Origin of the sequence: Bacillus sp. FS02, assembly GCF_024398395.1 — a bacterium.
Lineage (GTDB): Bacteria > Bacillota > Bacilli > Bacillales > Bacillaceae > Bacillus > Bacillus altitudinis.
Map to the genome: position 1 here is coordinate 1,927,468 of NZ_CP074101.1, position 19,257 is coordinate 1,946,724.

Sequence of the window (19,257 nt, forward strand, 5' to 3'; positions counted from 1 at the left end):
CTTTTTTCATTAATAAGGATCTGAAGGGGTGCTGTTGTTGATCGCATCGTTGACAGCCTGTGCCGCGCCTGTTGATCCAATGGGACCGCTTGGCTCCTCTTGTTTGAAGGCTTTTAAGCCATCGGCCACACGTTTTCCGTAGTCAGGATCAGCTTTTGTGAAGTTTTCGATCATTTGGTCTTGGATGTCTTTTTGACAGGTAGCTAAGGTGTTGACTAAGTTTTTAATCAGTTCCTCACGTTCCCAATCATTGAAGCGGCGATAGGTTTCTCCGGCTTGTCCGAAATTGTTCGGGCGGTCAATGGCTTCCCGTTTGACTTCACCCTCTACAAAAGGCGTATGATCCTTTCCATCTTGCTGCGCTTCTTTTAATCCCCCGAGAATGGACGGTTCATAATTCACATGGGGGTTTTGTCCTTTTCCTTGATCCACATGATATTCCATTTGCCCATCTCGCTGATTGGTGGCAACATGCTTTTTCGGTGCATTGATCGGCAGCTGTAAATAATTTGGCCCGACTCGATATCGCTGCGTATCAGAGTAAGAGAAGGTACGCCCTTGCAGCAATTTATCATCTGAGAAATCTAATCCGTCTACAAGAACCCCCGTCCCAAAGGCAACCTGTTCCACTTCTGCAAAATAATTTTCTGGATTTTTGTTTAGCACCATTCGTCCGATCGGTTTCCATGGATAGTCATCCTTGTACCAGAGCTTTGTCGGATCGAGTGGATCAAAGTCTAGATGGGGGTGGGTGTCATCTTCCATGATTTGCGCGTATACTTCCCATTCAGGATGATCCCCTTGTTCAATGGCTTCATATAAATCCTGTGTGGCATGATTAAAGTTTTCCCCTTGAATGGCTTGGGCTTGTTCTTGTGTCAGGTTGCGAATTCCTTGCTTTGGTTCAAAGTGATATTTGACCAACACTGCTTTTCCTTCTTGATTCACCCATTTATAGGCATGGACGCCAGAGCCTTGCATGTGCCGGTATGTGGCAGGAATGCCCCATGGCGAGAAGAGAAATGTCACCATATGTGTTGCTTCAGGTGATTGTGAAACGAAATCAAAAATGCGCTCGCCATCCTGACGATTGGTGACAGGGTCAGGCTTAAAGGCATGAACCAAATCAGGGAATTTCAAAGCATCTCGAATAAAGAAAATTTTGAGGTTGTTCCCAACGAGATCCCAGTTGCCGTCTTCTGTATAAAATTTGATCGCAAATCCCCGCGGATCGCGTAAAGTTTCTGGTGAATGTCCGCCGTGAATAACAGAAGAGAATCGAACGAAGACAGGGGTCTTTTTTCCTTTCTCCTGAAATAATTTGGCTCTTGTATAAGTGGAAATGGGTTCGTCACCGAATGTACCGTAGGCTTCAAAGTATCCGTGTGCGCCGGCACCTCGTGCGTGAACGACACGTTCAGGGATGCGTTCACGATCAAAATGACTGATTTTCTCTAGGAAATCGTAGTTTTCAAGCGTAGTCGGTCCTCTATTCCCAACGGTTCTCATGTTTTGATTATCTGTTACCGGGTGACCTTGGCGATTCGTCAAGGTTTCTTCTGACTCTGAAGATGATGTAGGCTGTTGATCTTCTTTCAAGGTAGAATCCCTCCTTCAATATCTCCCTAACAATATGGTCATGTTGCTCCCTATTTCATACAAGGATTGATATAATGAGTGAAAACTTTTATGAGGAGCGGACCTAATGATTCGATTGCACTGCCTTCACGCACATCCATCTAATATTTCTTACATTGACGACGCTTTCTATGACACAGGATTTGATCTGCATCACATCGTCGATTCATCCTTTATGGAACGAGCCAAACAAGATCCCGCATTTGATCTTGAACAGCAGCAAACCTATGCCATCAACAGACTCATGCAAGAAGGAGAGGCTGATCTTGTTTTATTAACGTGTACACAATACATTGCGGCTTTGGGGGAGCAGCAGCACCTGTTCAAACAACCAATTGTTTCGATAGATGAGCCGTTATTTGAGCAGATTTGTGAGCGAGAGGGTCCGCTTCAGCTAGTGTTTTCAAACCCAGATACAGTAGAAGGAACGATGAAGCGACTGTCTTCATATGTAAAAGAGCAGGGAAAGCAGTTAAAGGCAGAAGTGGTTGTGCTAGAGGATGTCTTTCATCTTTGCTTGAACGGTGATATACAAGCCTACCATGAGCGAATTATGGAACAGTTAAGGCGATCTGTGAAGCAGCATGGAGATATATGTGTGATGCAGCTCTCGATGGTTCACGCTGCAAAGCAGGTAGAGCAGGAAACAGGAGTGTCCATCATTCATCCGCTTTCACCACTTAAACCATTTGTTTATCAAAAAATAACGGCTTTAAAAGAGTGAACCCGTCAGGTTCGCTCTTTTTGTATAGAAACGTAAATGGGATGACATGTTAAAAAAATAATGGAGCGCAAACTATTTTTAACAGGTGCGCGTCTATCCAATGTAAGAAATAACAGATGCGCATTTAAGATAAAGGAGCTCTTTGTAAAATGAAGAAACGAAAGATTGATGATCAATTTGCGGATTACGTAATGGAGCATAAACACAGTTTTTATCGATTGTCCTATAGCTATGTCAAAAACCCAGAAGATGCGATGGATGTCGTTCAAGAGGCGATTCATAAAGCACTCAAATCTGTTCACCGATTAGAGGATGCGACCAAGATGCATAGCTGGTTTTATAAAATCGTCGTAAACGCTGCCCTCGACTTTTTACGAAAGAAGAAGCGTGTGCAAGTGACAGACGATGATACGCTGGAATTTTTATCACAGGGTGAATCGGATGTCTATGAGGATCAAGATGTCAGACGGGCGATAGAAGATTTGCCGGAGATGTATCGGGCCATCATTATATTAAGATTCTTTGAGGATTTAAAGCTAGAGGACATTGCTCATATTCTTGGAGAAAATGAAAACACCATTAAAACAAGATTATATAAGGCGTTGCGGCTTTTAAAAGTAGAATTATCGCAGGAGGAAATATAAATGGATAAGCATTTGGAACAGTTAAAAGAAGAATATCTAGAAATCCCTATACCACCGGAATATGATGCGATGATTGAACGAACGTTAAAAAGAAAAAACAAAAAACCTCATTTTCAGCAATGGACCATCGGACTTGTTGCAGCGGCTGCTCTTTTTGTCACAACTGTTAATGTTAGTCCACAGGCAGCAAGAGCGATTTCAGAAGTACCCATCATTGGAGAGCTTGTGAAAGTCGTGACGTTCACAGAATTTAAAAAGAGCGATCAAGGAACAAATATTGATCTCAAAACACCACACGTTTCAGGGCTTGGGGACGGAAAATTACAAGACAACCTGAATCAAAAATATTTAGCTGAAAACAAAAAGCTGTATCAAGATTTTGAAAAGGAAACAAAGGGTTATAAAAATGGTCATTTGAGTGTAGAGAGCGGGTATGAAGTAAGAACAAATAATGATCAAATTCTTTCACTAGGTCGATACAAGGTGACGACTCAGGCTTCTGCGGCAGAGGAAATGACATATGATACGGTGGATAAGAAAAACCATGTACTCATTACATTACCAAGTCTGTTTAAAGATGACCGTTATATTGATGTGATTAGTGAAAATATTAAAGAACAAATGAAGAAACAGATGAAAGAGGATTCAAATAAGATTTACTGGATGACGAAGCAAGATACGGTTGACCCGTTTAAGAAGATTCAGCCAGATCAAAGCTTCTATATCAATTCAAAAGGCAAACTGGTGATTTCCTTCAACGAATATGATGTGGCGCCTGGTTACATGGGTGTAGTTGAATTCACGATTCCAACAAGCGTGCTAAAGGATATTCTTGTCAGCGATATGTACATTCACTAAAAGAAGAAAAAAGACTGCTGAAGATGTCAGCAGTCTTTTTGAGTTTATGAAGAAAGTGCGTCTGTTAGTGCAGGCACGACTTGTTTCTTTCTTGATACGACACCTTTGAGTAAAGCAGTGTTGTTTTCAAGTGTGACATTAAATGCTTTTTCTACTTTTGCTGCTTCAGCACCAAGTGCAAGCGTAAGAGAGTCATTTTCTAGAATGTCTGTGATCACTAAAACAAATAGATCAAGACCTTTCGCTGCGATAACTTCATTGATTTTTGCTTCGATGTCAGCTTGTCTTGCTGTTACTTCAGCAATATCAACTGTATTAACTTGTGCAATTTCGACTTTGCTGTTACCTAGTGCAAATTCTTTTGCATCCAGTGTGATTAATTCTTGAACTGTTTTTTGGCTTAGGTCAGCTCCTGCTTTCAGCATATCTAAACCATATACTTCAGGGTCTACTCCTGCGATTTTTGCCAGCTCATGCGCAGCATCAACATCCTGCTGTGTGCATGTTGGGGATTTAAATAGCAAGGAATCAGAAATGATCGCAGACAAAAGCAAACCAGCGATTTCTTTTTCAATTGTGACTTGGTGCTCTTTGTACATTTTGTTTAAGATCGTTGCTGTGCAGCCAACTGGCTCAGCACGATAGTAAAGAGGTTCACTTGTTTCAAAGTTGGCAATACGGTGATGGTCAATGACCTCTGTCACTTGTACTTGATCAATATCGCTTACACTTTGTTGGAATTCGTTATGATCGACAAGAATGACTTGTTTTGTTTCGTTTGCAGCCGTTTCAATGAAACGAGGTGCTTCTTGTTTAAAGAAATCTAATGCGTATTGTGTTTCTCCATTGATTTCTCCAAGTCTGACAGCTTCTGCTTGAACGCCAATTTTGTTTTTCAGATCAGCGTAAGCGATAGCAGAGCAAATCGTGTCTGTGTCAGGGTTTTTGTGTCCGAATACGAGTGTTTTTCCCATGTGAATTCTCCTTCTTACTTTTATTGATGATGTTTCTATTCTAACAGCTTTTGACCTTGAATTCAGGGTTTATAGCTAAGAATAATCTAAAAAATTGTAACATGCTGTCTGAAAAGTTGCATGTACAAGACGATCTAAGTTGTTCCACGTGAAACGCTCTTGGAATAGCCTGCATTTTACTTGCGATTTGCGGCTATGGTAAAATAAAGGTTGGGTCAAGATATGACGGAGCGTACATCGTACGTATACATAGAAGTACACATTGAGCAAGATATAGAAAAATGATTGGATTGAGGTGAAGGTGTGAAACAAACAAAAGCGTTAGTAGAAGGCGCTATCATGATCAGTATTTTTGCGGTGATGACGCTGTTTTATTTGTATGTGCCACTTTTATCCATTATTTTCTTCATGGCTGCTCCAATTCCGATCATTCTCTATACAATCAGGCATGGCTTGAAAAAAGGAATTGCGGCTGGCGCTATTGGCATAGTGATCAGCTTTTTAATTGGGTCTATTAATGGGCTGTTAAGTGCGCCAATGCTGATTGCTGTTGGAGTAGGTATGGGTGTTTTCTACAGCAGGAGGCAGCCAGGTCAGGCGATTATTACGGGTGCGCTGATCTACTTATTCAGTTTTCTCATTTACTTTGTTGTCAGTGTCCAGCTGTTTCAAGTAGATATACTGGGTGTCGCAAAGGAATCAATTGACCAAATCATGCCGATGGTAGAGAGTACCTTAAAACAATCAGGCGCTTCTGATCAGGACATAGCAAAACAACTCAAGCAGTTTAGAGAGATGCAGGATACGGCATTAAATTCTTTACCTGTAGCGCTTTTGATTTTTGTCACGCTGATGTCTTTCGTCAATCATTGGTTTGTGCGGCCGTTGATCAAACGGTTTGTTCCAGACATGCCAGCTCTTAAGAAATTTAAGGATATGCGACTGCCAAAAAGCATGGTATGGTATTATTTACTCACACTGCTTTTGATGCTGATTCAGCCGGAGAAAGGCAGCTTTTTATCGCTCGTGCAAACGAGTGCTTTTCAAATTTTATTTATACTGGTGCTTATTCAGGGCTTTTCTTTTATCTTCTATTATTGCCACGAAAAAAACATCTCAAAAGTGGTACCCATTTTTGCCGTCGTATTGACGATTCTCTTTCCGCCAATCGGTGTGATTGTGCGTATTATAGGGATTGCTGACATAGGCTTTGATTTAAGAGAAAAAGTAAAAACAAATAATTCACTCTGAATGTTGAGGAGTTGATATCAGTGCCAAGCTTCTATCGAAAACCTGTCATCAAGTATCCGATCTTCGCGTTAATTGTTCTTGCGGTGATCACAGTCCTCCTCAACCTTTATTTTAATTGGATCATAGGAGCGGTTGGTCTTTTAGTCCTTGCGGGTGTGCTCTACTTTTTAAAGTGGGCAGATACGCAGGTGCAAAAAGAGATTGATTCATATATTTCAACATTATCCTATCGAGTCAAAAAGGTTGGAGAAGAAGCATTAATGGAGATGCCAATTGGTATTATGCTGTTTAATGACCAGTATTATATCGAATGGACCAATCCATTTCTCGCTTCGTGCTTCCATGAAAGCACACTTGTCGGCAGATCCTTGTATGATACATTTGAATCCATTGTGCCTCTTATTAAACAAGAGGTTGAGACAGAAAATGTGACGCTGAATGACCGGAAATTCAAAGTCATTATTAAACGGTCAGAGCGCCTTTTATATTTCTTTGATGTCACGGAACAAGTGCAGATTGAAAGACAGTATGAAAATGAACGAACGGTGTTATCTTATATCTTTTTAGACAATTATGATGATGTCACACAAGGTCTCGATGATCAGGTGCGTAGCGCGATAAATAGTGAAGTCACATCGCTGTTAAACAATTGGGCGCAAGAATATGGCATTTTCCTAAAAAGAATTTCATCTGAACGATTTATGGCGGTATTAAACGAGAGCATCTTAGCAGAGCTAGAAGCGTCGAAGTTTTCCATTTTAGACGAGGTTCGTGAGAAAACAGGGGCACATAGCGCCACGCTTACCCTTAGTATTGGAATCGGTGCGTCTGTTCCTTCTTTAAAAGAACTTGGCGCACTTGCGCAGTCGAGTCTTGACCTTGCCCTCGGACGAGGCGGGGATCAGGTAGCGATTAAACAGCCGAATGGGAAAGTGAAATTCTACGGCGGAAAAACCAATCCAATGGAAAAACGGACACGAGTACGCGCACGGGTCATTTCACATGCTTTAAAAGAAATTGTATCTGAAAGCGGTAATGTCATGATCATGGGGCATAAGTTCCCCGACATGGACTCTATCGGTGCCTCGATCGGGATTTTAAAGGTTGCTCAGGCGAATGGAAAAGAAGGTTACATCGTCATTGATGCCAACCAGATTGGGGATAGCGTTCAACGCTTAATTAGTGAAATTAAGAATTATGAAGAACTTTGGTCCCGTTTTATCACGCCTGAGGAAGCGATGGAGCTTGCAAAGGATGACACATTGCTTGTGGTCGTAGATACACATAAACCGTCGCTTGTGATGGAAGAACGACTGCTAAATAAGATCGAAAACGTCGTTGTCATTGACCACCATAGACGTGGTGAGGAATTTATCCGTGATCCTTTACTTGTCTATATGGAGCCGTATGCTTCATCTACAGCAGAACTTGTGACAGAGCTGTTAGAGTATCAGCCGAAGAAATTGCGGATTAACATGATTGAAGCCACAGCACTTCTTGCTGGGATCATCGTGGATACGAAGAGTTTCTCCCTCAGAACGGGGTCAAGAACGTTCGATGCAGCATCCTACCTTCGTGCAAAAGGGGCAGATCCTGTCCTTGTGCAAAAGTTTTTGAAAGAGACAGTCGATCATTACATCAAACGGGCAAAGCTCATTCAGCATACAGAGCTGTATCAAAATCAGGTAGCGATTGCTTCCTTGCCGTCTGACAGATCTGAGTATTATGATCAAATTACGATCGCACAGACGGCTGATTCTCTCTTGTCGATGAGTGAGGTTGAAGCATCATTTGCTGTCGCAAGGCGAGATGACGATACGGTTTGTATTAGTGCAAGATCGTTAGGGGATATCAACGTTCAAATCATTATGGAAGCATTAGATGGCGGCGGTCATTTGACTAACGCTGCGACCCAGATTTATGGTATAACCATTGAAGAAGCGGTAGAGAAGTTAAAAGCTGCCATAGACGAATATTTCGAAGGAGGGGTTCAAAGATGAAAGTCATCTTTCTAAAAGACGTAAAAGGCAAAGGGAAAAAAGGCGAAGTCAAAAATGTAGCTGACGGATACGCTCACAACTTTCTCATCAAACAAGGGTTAGCTGTTGAAGCAACTCCAACGAACCTAAGTGCATTGGAAGGGCAGAAAAACAAAGAGAAAAAGAATGCCATCCAAGAGCTTGAACAAGCAAAACAATTAAAAGAAACACTTGAGGCGTTAACAGTGGAACTCACTGCGAAATCAGGTGAAGGCGGTCGTCTATTTGGATCGATTACAAGCAAACAAATCGCTGATAAATTGCAAAAAGAACATCAAATCAAACTCGATAAGCGTAAAATCGAGTTGAATGATGCCATTCGTGCGTTAGGATTCACAAATGTACCGGTGAAACTTCACCCAGAAGTACAAGCAACATTAAAAGTACACGTCACAGAACAAGCATAAACAGAAAAGAACCCGTCTCCTCGTGAGACGGGTTCTTTGTTTATGATGGATCTGAAATATAGACGCTTCGTCCAGCACGCATACCGGATATAAACATGAAAAATAGGACGATGATAAAGATGATAATGGCTGGCGTCCATGTATGTGTCACATCAAAAAGGATACCGATCATGAATGGACCAACAGCGGCTAATAAATAACCGAGTGACTGCGCCATTCCAGAGAGGGCAGCTGCTTGTTCCATATTGGTTGTTCTTAATCCGATAAATGTGAGGGCAAGACTGATACTGGCCCCTTGTCCGACGCCGATGAATAGCACAGAGATGACAAGAATAGGCGTCGACCCTCCGAGAAGGAGTCCAATCATGCCGAGTAAATACACAAGGACAAGGCCGACGACAAGCGGTCTTTGCGTTTTTAATTTTTCTGCAAAAACGGGCGTTAAGAAGGTGGATGGCAGACCAGTGAACTGCATAATAGAGAGCATCCATCCCGCTGTCGCTAGGTTCATGCCATGTGATGTCAAAATATCAGGAAACCATGCGATACTGCTGTAGAAAAGGAATGATTGCAAGCCCATAAAAAAGGTCACCTGCCATGCGACACGTGAACGCCATATTGGCTGTTCTTTGAGTGAAATGCTTTTGACAGCCGCTGTGTTCTGATGAAGAAGCTGCGGCGCCCACACCATCATCGCAAGAAGGGCAAGTCCAGCCCAGACAAGGAATGATGTATTCCAGCCCCCAGGCATCGCATGACTGAGCGGAACGCTGACACCAGATGCAAGTGCAGCAAAAACGGACATCGATGTCGTATACACGCTTGTCATTAATCCAGCATGTGCAGGGAATTTATGTTTCACAAGTCCAGGTAAAAGCACATTACAAATCGCAATCCCGACGCCGACTAGCGCCGTTCCCATCATTAAAAAGGTGATGATGCCCAATGAACGAATGACAATCCCAAAGAGCAGGACAGCAAGCCCAAGCCAAAGTGTTCGTTCATTCCCAAGACGTTTTCCGATTTTAGGTGCAATGGGAGATAGCAATGCGAATGAGAGCAGTGGTAATGTCGTGAGGAAACCAGCCAGTCCATTTGAAAGCTGTAAATCAGAACGAATGGCACCGATCACAGGACCAACAGACGTAATGGCTGGCCTCAGGTTAAAGGCAATGAGTAAAATCCCAGCAATCAGCAAAATGGTTTGCCCTGTACTGCGAGGATGAAATGTTGATTTTTCTAGTTGTTGTTCCATGAATGTAAACTCCTTTATTTCTTTAAGAACGATCTTTCTTCTGTTCAAGCTCCGCTAATTTAGCTAATAAGATGTGCTGCGGCATATGCATGATTTGCTCTAACGGTACATTGAGTGATGCAGCAAGCTTTTGTGCGGTATCGGCTGAGATTTGTAAAGGTCTCATGCGCAAATCCCTCCTCTTTCAATCTATACGTTCCAATATACCATATCGACTTTGTGACTTGCTGATAAAAAATTTGGGTTTTCTTTTATAAAACCACTTGATGGCCGATAAGAAATTTTTTTGAAATTGTTTCAGATGGTGGCCCTCTCCTTGTTCAATGTGAAAGTGAAGCTTTCGTTCCTGCATCCCTTTCTGTAATAAAAGATCATGGAGTTGTTTGTTGAATAAAGGCATGTGCTGTTGGGCAGATGTTTTGCCTTTCCCTTCTTCACTGCCTACAGACAAATAGACAAGGTGGTCCACAGACTGAATGCTTTGTTGTTTAGCAAACGATAGAAAATCTTGATACCAAAATGACCCGGAGAGGGACGCGATGTTTTTAAAAAGGTCAGGGTACATGAATAAGGTATAAATAGCAAAGAGTCCACCTAATGAAGCACCTACGTGGCTATGTTCATGACCGGTCTGTTTAACTGGGTATTCTCTTTTGATATATGGAAGCAAGTCATTTGCTAAAAATGACACATATGTCTGTGCCTCACCTTTAAAGTCAGGGAATCCAGAATGCAGTGATGATGCTTTCCATGGTGTATATTCGTCAAGTCGATTGAAGGGGTGTATACCGACGATGATGATTGGCGAGATGGTTTTGGCTTCAATCATGCTTTCGATCTCTAGCAGGTGGGTTCTAAACAAAGAAGAGCCATCTTGTACAAAGACAGCTGGAACATCAATAGAGGTGTCTGGTGGAAGGTAAATATCAAGCTGACGCCCGTTCAATTCGTCATATAGAAACGTTCCGTTCATGTGTATTCTCTCCTTCAAGTTTTCAAGCTCCGCTGAAAAGAAGAACAAAGGACTAAAATGTTTAGCCCTTTGTCAAGATGCGCATCTTTTTAGTTGGTTTGATCTAGCCATTTGACAGCCTGATCAAGGAAGGTGGTTTTGCTTAGTGCTGTTCCTCCCTGAAGCATAGGATCAACGACATTTTCATTGATGTGTCCATTTTTCACAGCTTTTAGGCTGTTCCAAATTTTATTTCCCTCTAAGTCCTTCAATGCATTTGGATTCGATGAGTTTTCCTCTTGGGAGAATTGAACAAAGATATAATCAGGATTGAGTTCACCTAGGCGTTCCAATGAAATCATTGCTTGTGCTTTGGCTTTTTTGATATCACTTGGTGCTGTAAATCCTAAGTCCCCATATAAAGTAGAGTTGAAGTATACGTCTTCAGGGTACACGTACAGGTCGCCCTGTCTAATGCGTAAAATGACAGCTGTTTTGTTGTTGCTTTTGTCTTTCAGGGTTTCTTTCGCTTGTTTGAGATCTTTCTGATAATCAGAAATGATGCTTTTCGCTTCTTCACTTTTTCCAGTCAGTTCACCGAGTAATAAAAGGTTGCTTTCCCAGTCGGAAGAGACATGTGATACTGGGATCGTCGTTTGAACTTTATCTAGTTTTTTAATTGTTGCAGGCGGGAACTTGGTTGATCCGAGTATCACGTCTGGTTTTAGTTTTAAGATTTTTTCTAGGTTCGGTTCTGTTTTTTCCCCAATGCCTTCTGTTTTTGCTGTAATGTCTTTAAATAATTCAGGGAAAGTGCCGCCGACAGTAGAAGCACCAATAGGCTCGATACCAAGTAGTTTTGCATCTTCCATCGATTCTAGGCTTCCAGCAATGACGACTCTTTTCACTGGTGTTTTGAGTTTGTACGTTTGATCTAAATATTTGATGTTTGTTTCTGCTGCTTCAGCTGACTTGCTTTTGGTTGTGTTTGAAGCCGGTTTATTTTCTGCAGCACCACAGGCTGCTGCGATGATCGTCATGATACAAAGGATAAGCAATGCGAACCATTTTTTCATTTGTTTTCTCCTTTAACTGATAATTGTTCTCAATTAAAGATTGTAGTAGTCATTCGTCCTTTTATCCATAGACAATGATCTGTCTAGTGATGGACTTTTTACGGAAAAAAAGATAAAAGGTCCTGAATGACTCGTTGATGACTGGCTGCTGTGTATTCACGCCAAGGGTCAGAAGCGAGTGGATAGACGGCTTGTTGCGTCACAGCCTTGAGATTTTGCCAAGCCTCCTGTTGCTTTAACTTTTGATAAAAAGCAAGAGTTTTTGGTTCTTTATGCAACAAAAGGAAGATGGCATCTGGGTCTAACTGCTGTATAGAGTGAATGCTGATTTTTTTTTCGATGAGCTGGCCATCATTCTGAAAAGCTGGCAGAAGGCCAATGTCATGAAAAATTACTTCTGACAAGGTGCGATTGACAGATAAGTAGAGCTGATCTTGAAAGATACGAAGAGGCAGGACGGTTCTTGGTGGATGATCAATAACGCATTCCTTTTTCGCTTGATTAACGAGTTCTTCGTAATGAAGCAGCCATTCTTCTGCTTCCCTCGTTTCGTTTAAGAACAGAGCTGTTTGTCTGAATTGAGTGCGCCAATCCAATTGTGTGAATGGAACAAAGTGTACAGGACAGATGGTTTTCAACGCTTGTTTTTCTGCCTCTGTCACATGATCATTGGCAATGATCAGCTCAGGTTGTGCTTCCTTCAATTGCTGTAAATTGGCTTCAGCGTGCTCGTTGATACGATGTGCACTCAGATGGATCGGAATTTCTTCTGCATAATGCTCAAAATCATGTGCTGTCCATTTAGGGTGAAGAGGGGCAGCATATGGGATGATATGAATAGGTGTGAGCTGCCCGAGTATGGAATGGCCATAGGCAGCCATTTTCCGTTGACGGCTTTTCATATAAGCAGAAGGAGTGATACCCGTTTTTTTCTTAAAGATGCGGCTAAAGTAATAGGGGTCTTGATAGCCGATGTCCTGTGCAATGTCTTTGAGCTTTGCATGACCTTTCGCCATTAACTGTTTGGCTCTAGCCAGTCTTTTCTTGGTGATATAATCAGTGACACTCACATCAAAATGCTTTTTAAATAGCTCGCTGTAATGATTGGCGCTGATACCAGCCATATGAGATAGACTTGTAAGGCTGAGAGGTTCTTCGGAATGTTGATCGATATATTGTTTTGTTTTGAAAAGGGCGTGTGTTGTGTCACAAATGTCTTCTTTATGCAGTGTGAAAAGCTGCAGGATGAGCTGTTGAAAAAGGGTTTGGCTTCTAAAAAAGCCAATGGATTCAGGTTTTTGCCATTCTGTTGTCATGTCGGACAGTAAAGAATGAATTTGTTCAATCGAGCTAATATCGATAAATTGCCATACATTCAGTAAAGAACGGGCATGTTCAGTTGATACTTCTTCTATGTTTTGACCTTGTAGCGTGTACATCTGAAATCGAAACAGATAGAGCTCGTGTTTTTGATAAGGCTCTGTTTTCAACATAAATGTTTCCCCAGGCATCATCGTATAGAGTGTCAGATTTTTCAACCGCCATCTTTGATCATTCAATGTAAGTAAACCGCTGCCGCTTATGCTAAAGAGGAGGCAGAAAGTATCTGACAACTGCTGCTCCGTATGTGGAAGATCTGCATTATTTATTTTTTCAGTATATGTTAATCGATAAATGCAGTGTTCAGCATTTACCTTTGTACATAATTGATGATTGTTTCCCATAAAACCACCTGATCTCTTATTAATTGATAAACATTCTCAATTGAATTGTATCAGAAAGAGCTGGAAAATGGTGTGTTTATTCTGTCAAAAAAGCACCCTGATGGAGATCAGGGTGCGTAGGGTATAGAGAAATACTTGCATTCGTTGTCCGTCCTGCGCCTGTGATAAGGGCAATCTTTTGAGATAGATCACTATATTTCGTGTGTTCACTAGCTTTTTTTCATGTCTGTGGTTGTTAAAGGATCATCATGATAGAGTGCAAAACGAAAAGCATAATTCATCAGCACCGGCAAAACGGACGTATGTCCTTCTTCAGGGAACTCGTGATAGGCAGTATGCAAGCCGTATGACGATAAAGGCAACATACGATTTGCTAGTGAATTGGCATGATCATTCATTTGACATGGATGATGTTTTTCTAACTCACCTACACCTACAAGCAGCCTGACATCCATAGGCACCTGACGTATATAGTTGGTGAATTGGTGTTCTTTTTCTAGAAATAATTTTTTGTTCCAGTGGATAGAAGGGCTCCCTGCAATATATGTCTGATAAGCATCAGGGTGCTCAAATAGTGTGTGTAATACAAAAAGACCGCCAAGAGAATGCCCAAACAGTGTTTGACGACTTTGGTTGATCGGAAAGCGTTGTTCGATATAGGGCTTTACCGTCATTTCTAAAAAAGAAAAGAAAGTAGAAGCGCCGCCATATGTATGGTTGGAGAAGTCCTTTCTTTTCCTCCCAATGGAAGCATCAGGGGCGGTAAGAGTGAGATCATAATGCCTAAGCGGATGATAGGATTCTTCTGTTTGATAGCCAATTCCAACAATGATTGCAGGTATGATTCCTGTTTTTTCAGGTCTTCTTGACTGTAAACGAATGGCTTCGACCATTGTGCCAAAAAGCGAATTTCCATCAAGTACGTACATGACTGGAAAACCAGCCGCTGGAGGAGTAGCATTCGGTTTAAATATAAAAAGTCTGTATGGGTGTGCTGTGATATCCAGTTGCTCCGTCCCAGGTATAAAAAAGGGGCGGCTTTCTCCGAAAAGTGAATTCTCAGTACCCATTCCTTCAGGGTGTTTCAACATATATAAAAATTCCCTTCCTCAAAATGATCCTCATATGGTGATAAAAGCAGACTTGTGAATATTGGTTGGATGAGAGTATTACTTGAAAACTTCAAATGAAAATGATTCTCAATTATCATGTGAGCACACCAAATAATAATAGTTATTAATTATAAAGTCAAATGTTCATAAAGTTATATAAATGTTAATTTTGCCCAATTCATTGGTGCGGCCTGCTCTGCTTCTATATTTTGCGTCGGCAGCCGGTCATCGAGAAGTTCTGCCATACCAAGCACCGTCCTTTCATACAAAAATACACTACTCTTCTTTTTAACATTTTCATTCATAACAAAATGAAATGGTCAGTCGGGGTTCTGCTAGAGAGCGTGTTGAAAGAGGAGGGGCTGTTTTAAAAGTGGCGAAATAACATATAACATCAAAAATGAGGCAATAAAAAAAGTAAGGGATGTGCCCTTACTTTTTGATCAATTGGTGTACATATCTGTTAACATCATTCACTTAAAATCCATCTGTGACATCATATTCGTAACGGATATCGGCTTTGACATTGCTCATAGTAGATCTCGCGGTAGCTTTTGCGTTGTACTTAAAGCTCCATTTTTGAGCGACTCTTAATTGATCATCCAGAGATATACGATAAGAACCACTTGTTGCAGAGGAGAAAAGTGATTGATACCAAATGTTACTATCACTAGCCATTAGTTTGTGTGTGACATTCCCTTGGTTGGGTGTTTGAGTGCTAGTTGTCGTAATCGATTTGACAATTGCACTTTTAGGAATAGAAGAATTGTTCGTTAAATCCATTGTAATGACAGAAGAATCAACCCCTAAAAAATTTAAAGAAGAATTCCCCAAGTTTGTAGCCGTCCCCGTAAAATTGAATGTCCCATTTCCAGATTTGATACGATCTTGAATGGAAACAGAAAAATACATGTCTCCGGTATATGTACCACGGGTTACTTTCACAAAATAAGTTTCTGAAGTTGAAGTCACGTCACCAGTATTTGCAAAAATAAAGGGTGTTACTGAATCAGGATTAATTACTTCTGTTTTCGCATCAGAATATTTTGAGTTATAAACCTCGATTTTCATCCCAGTATATTGCTTATTATACGAACTTCTGACATAAACTCTTTCACCTTTATTGATCGTAAACTGATAATACGCTTCATTTTCACCTTCAGGTAAGATTGTCGTGTCTGAACGACTATTTTTCCAATATCCCATTGAACTTGCAGTGTTAGGACTGTTATTCCCGGTAATTGCTGCTTCCGCTGACTTAGGTGCAAAAAAACTAGTAACAAGCGCCAATAATAATGCTGGTAATAATAAACGTTTAAAGATAGTATTTGTCATATATTAACCCTCCTTGTAATAATTACTATATCGACATTAAACTAACAAATTTTAACTGAATTGCCGATATATTTAATAATCACTATTTTCTTAAAAAAGGAGAATCAAAATGAATATTAATACGTCATATACAGCCAGTTCTTCGAACAATCTGAACCAAATAGATTCTAAAGGTCAATCAGCTATTAAAAGTACAAATGAAGTGATGACCGAATCTGATAGACGGATGAAAATATTAGATGAAAAATACGAAAAAATAAATGAACAAAACAAACGATTCAAAGATCCTCATGGTCATATATTTGATAAGTATCGAAATCCATACTCTCCTTATTTCAGAAGTGACCTAACCAAACCAGAAAGAGATGCTGCTTACTCTATGGAAATTGGTTGGGCTAACCATGGGAGAGGAGGGTATTATAATTTTAATGATGCCGCCTTCCGTAATGAAAATCGGTACGACCCTACCCAGGAAAGTGTAGAAAAGAAACTATTAAATCGCCAAAAGGTGAACGAACAACTGCAAGCTTTGTTTTCTACCAATGGTTTGAACATTCCTAAAAACGCCAATTTAACTTTTACCATTGATCCAAATCATTTCAAATTAGTGGTGAGTGGATCAACAGACGAAACCCTAGCCAAACAAATAGAAGATATACTGAATACAAGTAACAATACAAGAGAACTATTTTTTCATATTATGAAAAGTAGAAATGATGATTCGACTCAATTCACGCCGGATTCACTTGCAAAGTTCCACCTTGTCAATCAAATCAAAACGGTGACAGGCTTCGACTTAAAAGATTTAAGCATTGTAAACGGTCAATTTGTAACGGATACCGGAGCGAACATTTTTGATATCTACAAAGAAGAACTTCTGAAAAACCCATACACAGCAGAAAATGCCCGCATTGCTGCATCACATTATGGTGCACAGCTCTTTGACTTAGCCAAAAACGGATTTGATTCTATTCCCGATTTGGTGTTATCTATTAGTTATCAAAATGGCTCCTTACAAGACATTGGGCAACAGGTGAATTATGGAGTTAAGAAAACGATAGATTAAAAAACGCACCTGATATTTGCAAGGTTTGATCATGTGCGTGTTCATGCCATGTTGGAGTATCGATCACATGTGTGAACAACAGCTACAAATTCCATTAGCGATATAAAGGACTCTATAACAATTTATGTTACAGAGTCTTTTCTATTTGAAGTGTGTTGTTTCGCTGTTCAACAAAACATCGACATGGTAATTTTGACTATAGTTGATGTTTTTCACTTTTTTATTGATGAAAATGTTAAAATGATGAGTAGCGTATTTTTTTATGAAAGGACGGTGCTTGGCATGACGGAACTTCTCGATGACCGGCTGCCGCCGCAAAATATAGAAGCCGAGCAGGCCGTATTAGGTGCTGTTTTTTTAGAACCATCTGCGCTAACGCTCGCTTCTGAAGTATTAATTCCAGAGGATTTCTATAGAATGTCGCATCAAAAGATTTACAATGCGATGCTTGTACTTGGTGATAGAGGGGAACCGGTTGACCTTGTCACGGTGACATCAGAACTTGCCAATACAGACTTACTAGAAGAGGTAGGCGGGATTTCGTATTTAACAGATATTGCGAACTCTGTCCCAACTGCCGCAAACATTGAATATTATGCAAAAATTGTGGAAGAAAAATCTATTTTAAGACGTCTGATCCGTACAGCGACAACCATTGCACAGGATGGATATACGCGTGAGGATGAAGTAGAAGATCTATTGAGTGATGCTGAAAAAACCATTATGGAAGTGGCTCAGCGTAAAAACTCAGGAGCTTTCCAAAACATTAAAGACGTTCTTGTTCAGACATATGATAATATTGAACAGCTTCATAATCGAAAAGGTGATATCACTGGGATTCCAACGGGTTTCTCAGAGCTTGACCGGATGACAGCTGGCTTCCAGCGAAATGACTTGATTATTGTAGCGGCTCGTCCGTCCGTAGGGAAAACAGCCTTCGCGTTAAATATTGCACAAAACGTTGCGACCAAGACAGATGAAAGTGTCGCCATCTTTAGTTTAGAGATGGGCGCTGAGCAGCTGGTCATGCGTATGCTTTGTGCCGAGGGAAATATCAATGCACAAAACCTAAGAACCGGTAATCTCACAGAAGAGGACTGGGGTAAGCTGACAATGGCGATGGGTTCGCTATCAAACAGTGGGATTTTCATTGATGATACACCTGGTATTAGAGTAAGTGAGATTCGCTCGAAATGCCGCCGTTTGAAGCAAGAAAACGGGCTTGGTATGATCCTGATTGACTACTTACAGCTCATCCAAGGGAGTGGACGATCAAGCGATAACCGTCAGCAAGAGGTATCTGAAATTTCTAGGGCTTTAAAGTCACTAGCAAGAGAACTTGAAGTGCCGGTCATTGCCTTATCACAGCTTTCTCGTGGGGTAGAGCAGCGTCAGGACAAACGTCCGATGATGTCTGATATTCGTGAATCAGGAAGTATTGAGCAGGATGCCGATATTGTGGCGTTCCTTTATCGTGATGATTACTATGACAAAGAATCAGAGAATAAGAACATTATTGAAATTATTATTGCGAAACAGCGTAACGGTCCAGTTGGAACGGTATCACTGGCTTTCGTGAAAGAATATAACAAATTCGTCAACTTAGAGAGAAGATTTGACGATGCGGGTGTTCCGCCCGGTGCTTAAAGCCCAGCTCAAGAAGCTGGGCTTTTTTTGATCCATCTACATCGAAAGAATGACTGAAAAACAGTCGAAATGAGGAGGAGAGACAGAAATACAGATCGTATACTAAAGGGAGAAAAGGAGTGATGACTGATGAAGTTTCAACAATTCGAAGCCGCTCAATTACGCATCGCACGTCCGACCATCAACATGAAAGAGGTTGTTTCTTTTTATGAAGAAGGTTTAGGGCTGAAACGAATAGGCTCATTTGATCAGCATGAAGGGTATGATGGGGTCATGCTTGGGCTTCCTCACCAGCATGTTCATCTGGAAATCACCAAACATGAAGAAGACGAAAGCTTGCCTATTCCCCACCCAGAGCAGCTGCTTGTATTCTATATTCCGAATGAAGAAGAATTTCAGCAGATGAAAAAGAGACTGATCGCATTTGGTGGACGGCATGTCACCTCTACGAACCCGTACTGGGATCGAGGAGGCGTGACGATTGAAGATCCAGATGGATATCGAGTGGTGCTCATGAATACAGAAGGAATTACACCTGATTAAGAAAGACTCCCA

The 19,257-nt window shown here is 41.0% G+C and carries 18 protein-coding genes; 9 read left to right on the top strand and 9 right to left on the bottom strand.

Annotated elements, in window-relative coordinates; all coding sequences use genetic code 11:
• Nucleotides 1-9 precede the first annotated feature (9 nt).
• The gene (katX, locus tag KFQ09_RS09815) at nt 10-1,509 is read right to left on the bottom strand and encodes a catalase KatX (RefSeq protein WP_234879730.1); all 1,500 of its coding nucleotides are present in this window, start codon (nt 1,507-1,509) and stop codon (nt 10-12) included.
• Between the two features lie 196 nt (nt 1,510-1,705).
• Here katX and KFQ09_RS09820 point away from each other — a divergent pair, with 196 nt between their 5' ends.
• The 3 genes from KFQ09_RS09820 to KFQ09_RS09830 all read left to right on the top strand — a co-directional run bounded on the left by KFQ09_RS09820 (nt 1,706) and on the right by KFQ09_RS09830 (nt 3,864).
• Complete coding sequence (locus tag KFQ09_RS09820) at nt 1,706-2,362, top strand: hypothetical protein (RefSeq protein WP_047946680.1); 657 nt, start codon at nt 1,706-1,708, stop codon at nt 2,360-2,362.
• A 149-nt stretch (nt 2,363-2,511) separates the two neighbouring features.
• Nucleotides 2,512-3,006 (top strand): RNA polymerase sigma factor SigV, encoded by a 495-nt coding sequence (locus KFQ09_RS09825; RefSeq protein WP_035704097.1) that lies wholly within the window; start codon nt 2,512-2,514, stop codon nt 3,004-3,006.
• Nucleotides 3,007-3,864 (top strand): anti-sigma-V factor RsiV, encoded by an 858-nt coding sequence (locus tag KFQ09_RS09830; RefSeq protein ID WP_255835627.1) that lies wholly within the window; start codon nt 3,007-3,009, stop codon nt 3,862-3,864.
• A 44-nt stretch (nt 3,865-3,908) separates the two neighbouring features.
• On the opposite strand, the gene KFQ09_RS09835 is transcribed toward KFQ09_RS09830, so the two are convergent.
• Nucleotides 3,909-4,838: a manganese-dependent inorganic pyrophosphatase gene (locus KFQ09_RS09835; RefSeq protein ID WP_024718447.1), complete on the bottom strand. Its 930-nt coding sequence runs from the start codon at nt 4,836-4,838 to the stop codon at nt 3,909-3,911.
• Between the two features lie 303 nt (nt 4,839-5,141).
• On the opposite strand from KFQ09_RS09835, the gene KFQ09_RS09840 reads away from it, so the two are divergent.
• The 3 genes from KFQ09_RS09840 to rplI are packed head-to-tail and all read left to right on the top strand — an operon-like array spanning nt 5,142 to nt 8,535.
• Nucleotides 5,142-6,089 carry a YybS family protein gene (locus tag KFQ09_RS09840; protein ID WP_025208334.1) on the top strand — a complete coding sequence of 316 codons (948 nt, stop codon included), beginning with the start codon at nt 5,142-5,144 and terminating at the stop codon, nt 6,087-6,089.
• Between the two features lie 20 nt (nt 6,090-6,109).
• Nucleotides 6,110-8,089: a DHH family phosphoesterase gene (locus tag KFQ09_RS09845; RefSeq protein ID WP_017359884.1), complete on the top strand. Its 1,980-nt coding sequence runs from the start codon at nt 6,110-6,112 to the stop codon at nt 8,087-8,089.
• A complete protein-coding gene (rplI, locus tag KFQ09_RS09850; RefSeq protein ID WP_050826811.1) occupies nt 8,086-8,535 on the top strand; it encodes a 50S ribosomal protein L9 in 450 nt (149 codons plus the stop codon). The genes KFQ09_RS09845 and rplI overlap by 4 nt, the downstream gene beginning before the upstream one ends.
• 40 nt (nt 8,536-8,575) lie before the next feature.
• Here rplI and KFQ09_RS09855 read toward each other — a convergent pair whose 3' ends face one another.
• The 7 genes from KFQ09_RS09855 to KFQ09_RS09885 all read right to left on the bottom strand — a co-directional run bounded on the left by KFQ09_RS09855 (nt 8,576) and on the right by KFQ09_RS09885 (nt 15,989).
• Nucleotides 8,576-9,790 (bottom strand): CynX/NimT family MFS transporter, encoded by a 1,215-nt coding sequence (locus KFQ09_RS09855; RefSeq protein ID WP_129548010.1) that lies wholly within the window; start codon nt 9,788-9,790, stop codon nt 8,576-8,578.
• A gap of 22 nt (nt 9,791-9,812) precedes the next feature.
• Nucleotides 9,813-9,956 (bottom strand): YycC family protein, encoded by a 144-nt coding sequence (locus KFQ09_RS09860; RefSeq protein WP_008347524.1) that lies wholly within the window; start codon nt 9,954-9,956, stop codon nt 9,813-9,815.
• A gap of 18 nt (nt 9,957-9,974) precedes the next feature.
• Nucleotides 9,975-10,763, bottom strand: a complete 789-nt coding sequence (locus tag KFQ09_RS09865; protein ID WP_025208333.1) for an alpha/beta hydrolase — start codon at nt 10,761-10,763, stop codon at nt 9,975-9,977.
• An 89-nt stretch (nt 10,764-10,852) separates the two neighbouring features.
• Nucleotides 10,853-11,818: an iron-hydroxamate ABC transporter substrate-binding protein gene (locus tag KFQ09_RS09870; protein WP_073415019.1), complete on the bottom strand. Its 966-nt coding sequence runs from the start codon at nt 11,816-11,818 to the stop codon at nt 10,853-10,855.
• A 98-nt stretch (nt 11,819-11,916) separates the two neighbouring features.
• The gene (locus KFQ09_RS09875) at nt 11,917-13,542 is read right to left on the bottom strand and encodes an ABC transporter substrate-binding protein (RefSeq protein WP_160758314.1); all 1,626 of its coding nucleotides are present in this window, start codon (nt 13,540-13,542) and stop codon (nt 11,917-11,919) included.
• Between the two features lie 209 nt (nt 13,543-13,751).
• Complete coding sequence (locus KFQ09_RS09880; protein WP_035390120.1) at nt 13,752-14,633, bottom strand: alpha/beta hydrolase; 882 nt, start codon at nt 14,631-14,633, stop codon at nt 13,752-13,754.
• A gap of 498 nt (nt 14,634-15,131) precedes the next feature.
• Nucleotides 15,132-15,989 (bottom strand): hypothetical protein, encoded by an 858-nt coding sequence (locus KFQ09_RS09885; RefSeq protein WP_008347513.1) that lies wholly within the window; start codon nt 15,987-15,989, stop codon nt 15,132-15,134.
• A gap of 109 nt (nt 15,990-16,098) precedes the next feature.
• On the opposite strand from KFQ09_RS09885, the gene KFQ09_RS09890 reads away from it, so the two are divergent.
• From KFQ09_RS09890 to KFQ09_RS09900, 3 genes are all read left to right on the top strand, one after another.
• Complete coding sequence (locus tag KFQ09_RS09890) at nt 16,099-17,055, top strand: DUF4885 family protein (RefSeq protein ID WP_110487684.1); 957 nt, start codon at nt 16,099-16,101, stop codon at nt 17,053-17,055.
• Nucleotides 17,056-17,337: 282 nt separating this feature from the next.
• A complete protein-coding gene (gene dnaB, locus KFQ09_RS09895; RefSeq protein WP_003214779.1) occupies nt 17,338-18,702 on the top strand; it encodes a replicative DNA helicase in 1,365 nt (454 codons plus the stop codon).
• Nucleotides 18,703-18,831: 129 nt separating this feature from the next.
• The gene (locus KFQ09_RS09900; protein ID WP_079919800.1) at nt 18,832-19,245 is read left to right on the top strand and encodes a VOC family protein; all 414 of its coding nucleotides are present in this window, start codon (nt 18,832-18,834) and stop codon (nt 19,243-19,245) included.
• Nucleotides 19,246-19,257 lie beyond the last annotated feature (12 nt).

What these genes read in the sequence shown, in the direction of transcription:
- katX (WP_234879730.1), bottom strand. Translation starts at nt 1,509, where the DNA reads ATGAGAACCGTTGGGAATAGAGGACCGACTACGCTTGAAAACTACGAT.
- KFQ09_RS09820 (WP_047946680.1), top strand. Translation starts at nt 1,706, where the DNA reads ATGATTCGATTGCACTGCCTTCACGCACATCCATCTAATATTTCTTAC.
- KFQ09_RS09825 (WP_035704097.1), top strand. Translation starts at nt 2,512, where the DNA reads ATGAAGAAACGAAAGATTGATGATCAATTTGCGGATTACGTAATGGAG.
- KFQ09_RS09830 (WP_255835627.1), top strand. Translation starts at nt 3,007, where the DNA reads ATGGATAAGCATTTGGAACAGTTAAAAGAAGAATATCTAGAAATCCCT.
- KFQ09_RS09835 (WP_024718447.1), bottom strand. Translation starts at nt 4,838, where the DNA reads ATGGGAAAAACACTCGTATTCGGACACAAAAACCCTGACACAGACACG.
- rplI (WP_050826811.1), top strand. Translation starts at nt 8,086, where the DNA reads ATGAAAGTCATCTTTCTAAAAGACGTAAAAGGCAAAGGGAAAAAAGGC.
- KFQ09_RS09855 (WP_129548010.1), bottom strand. Translation starts at nt 9,790, where the DNA reads ATGGAACAACAACTAGAAAAATCAACATTTCATCCTCGCAGTACAGGG.
- KFQ09_RS09860 (WP_008347524.1), bottom strand. Translation starts at nt 9,956, where the DNA reads ATGAGACCTTTACAAATCTCAGCCGATACCGCACAAAAGCTTGCTGCA.
- KFQ09_RS09865 (WP_025208333.1), bottom strand. Translation starts at nt 10,763, where the DNA reads ATGAACGGAACGTTTCTATATGACGAATTGAACGGGCGTCAGCTTGAT.
- KFQ09_RS09870 (WP_073415019.1), bottom strand. Translation starts at nt 11,818, where the DNA reads ATGAAAAAATGGTTCGCATTGCTTATCCTTTGTATCATGACGATCATC.
- KFQ09_RS09875 (WP_160758314.1), bottom strand. Translation starts at nt 13,542, where the DNA reads ATGGGAAACAATCATCAATTATGTACAAAGGTAAATGCTGAACACTGC.
- KFQ09_RS09880 (WP_035390120.1), bottom strand. Translation starts at nt 14,633, where the DNA reads ATGTTGAAACACCCTGAAGGAATGGGTACTGAGAATTCACTTTTCGGA.
- KFQ09_RS09885 (WP_008347513.1), bottom strand. Translation starts at nt 15,989, where the DNA reads ATGACAAATACTATCTTTAAACGTTTATTATTACCAGCATTATTATTG.
- KFQ09_RS09890 (WP_110487684.1), top strand. Translation starts at nt 16,099, where the DNA reads ATGAATATTAATACGTCATATACAGCCAGTTCTTCGAACAATCTGAAC.
- dnaB (WP_003214779.1), top strand. Translation starts at nt 17,338, where the DNA reads ATGACGGAACTTCTCGATGACCGGCTGCCGCCGCAAAATATAGAAGCC.
- KFQ09_RS09900 (WP_079919800.1), top strand. Translation starts at nt 18,832, where the DNA reads ATGAAGTTTCAACAATTCGAAGCCGCTCAATTACGCATCGCACGTCCG.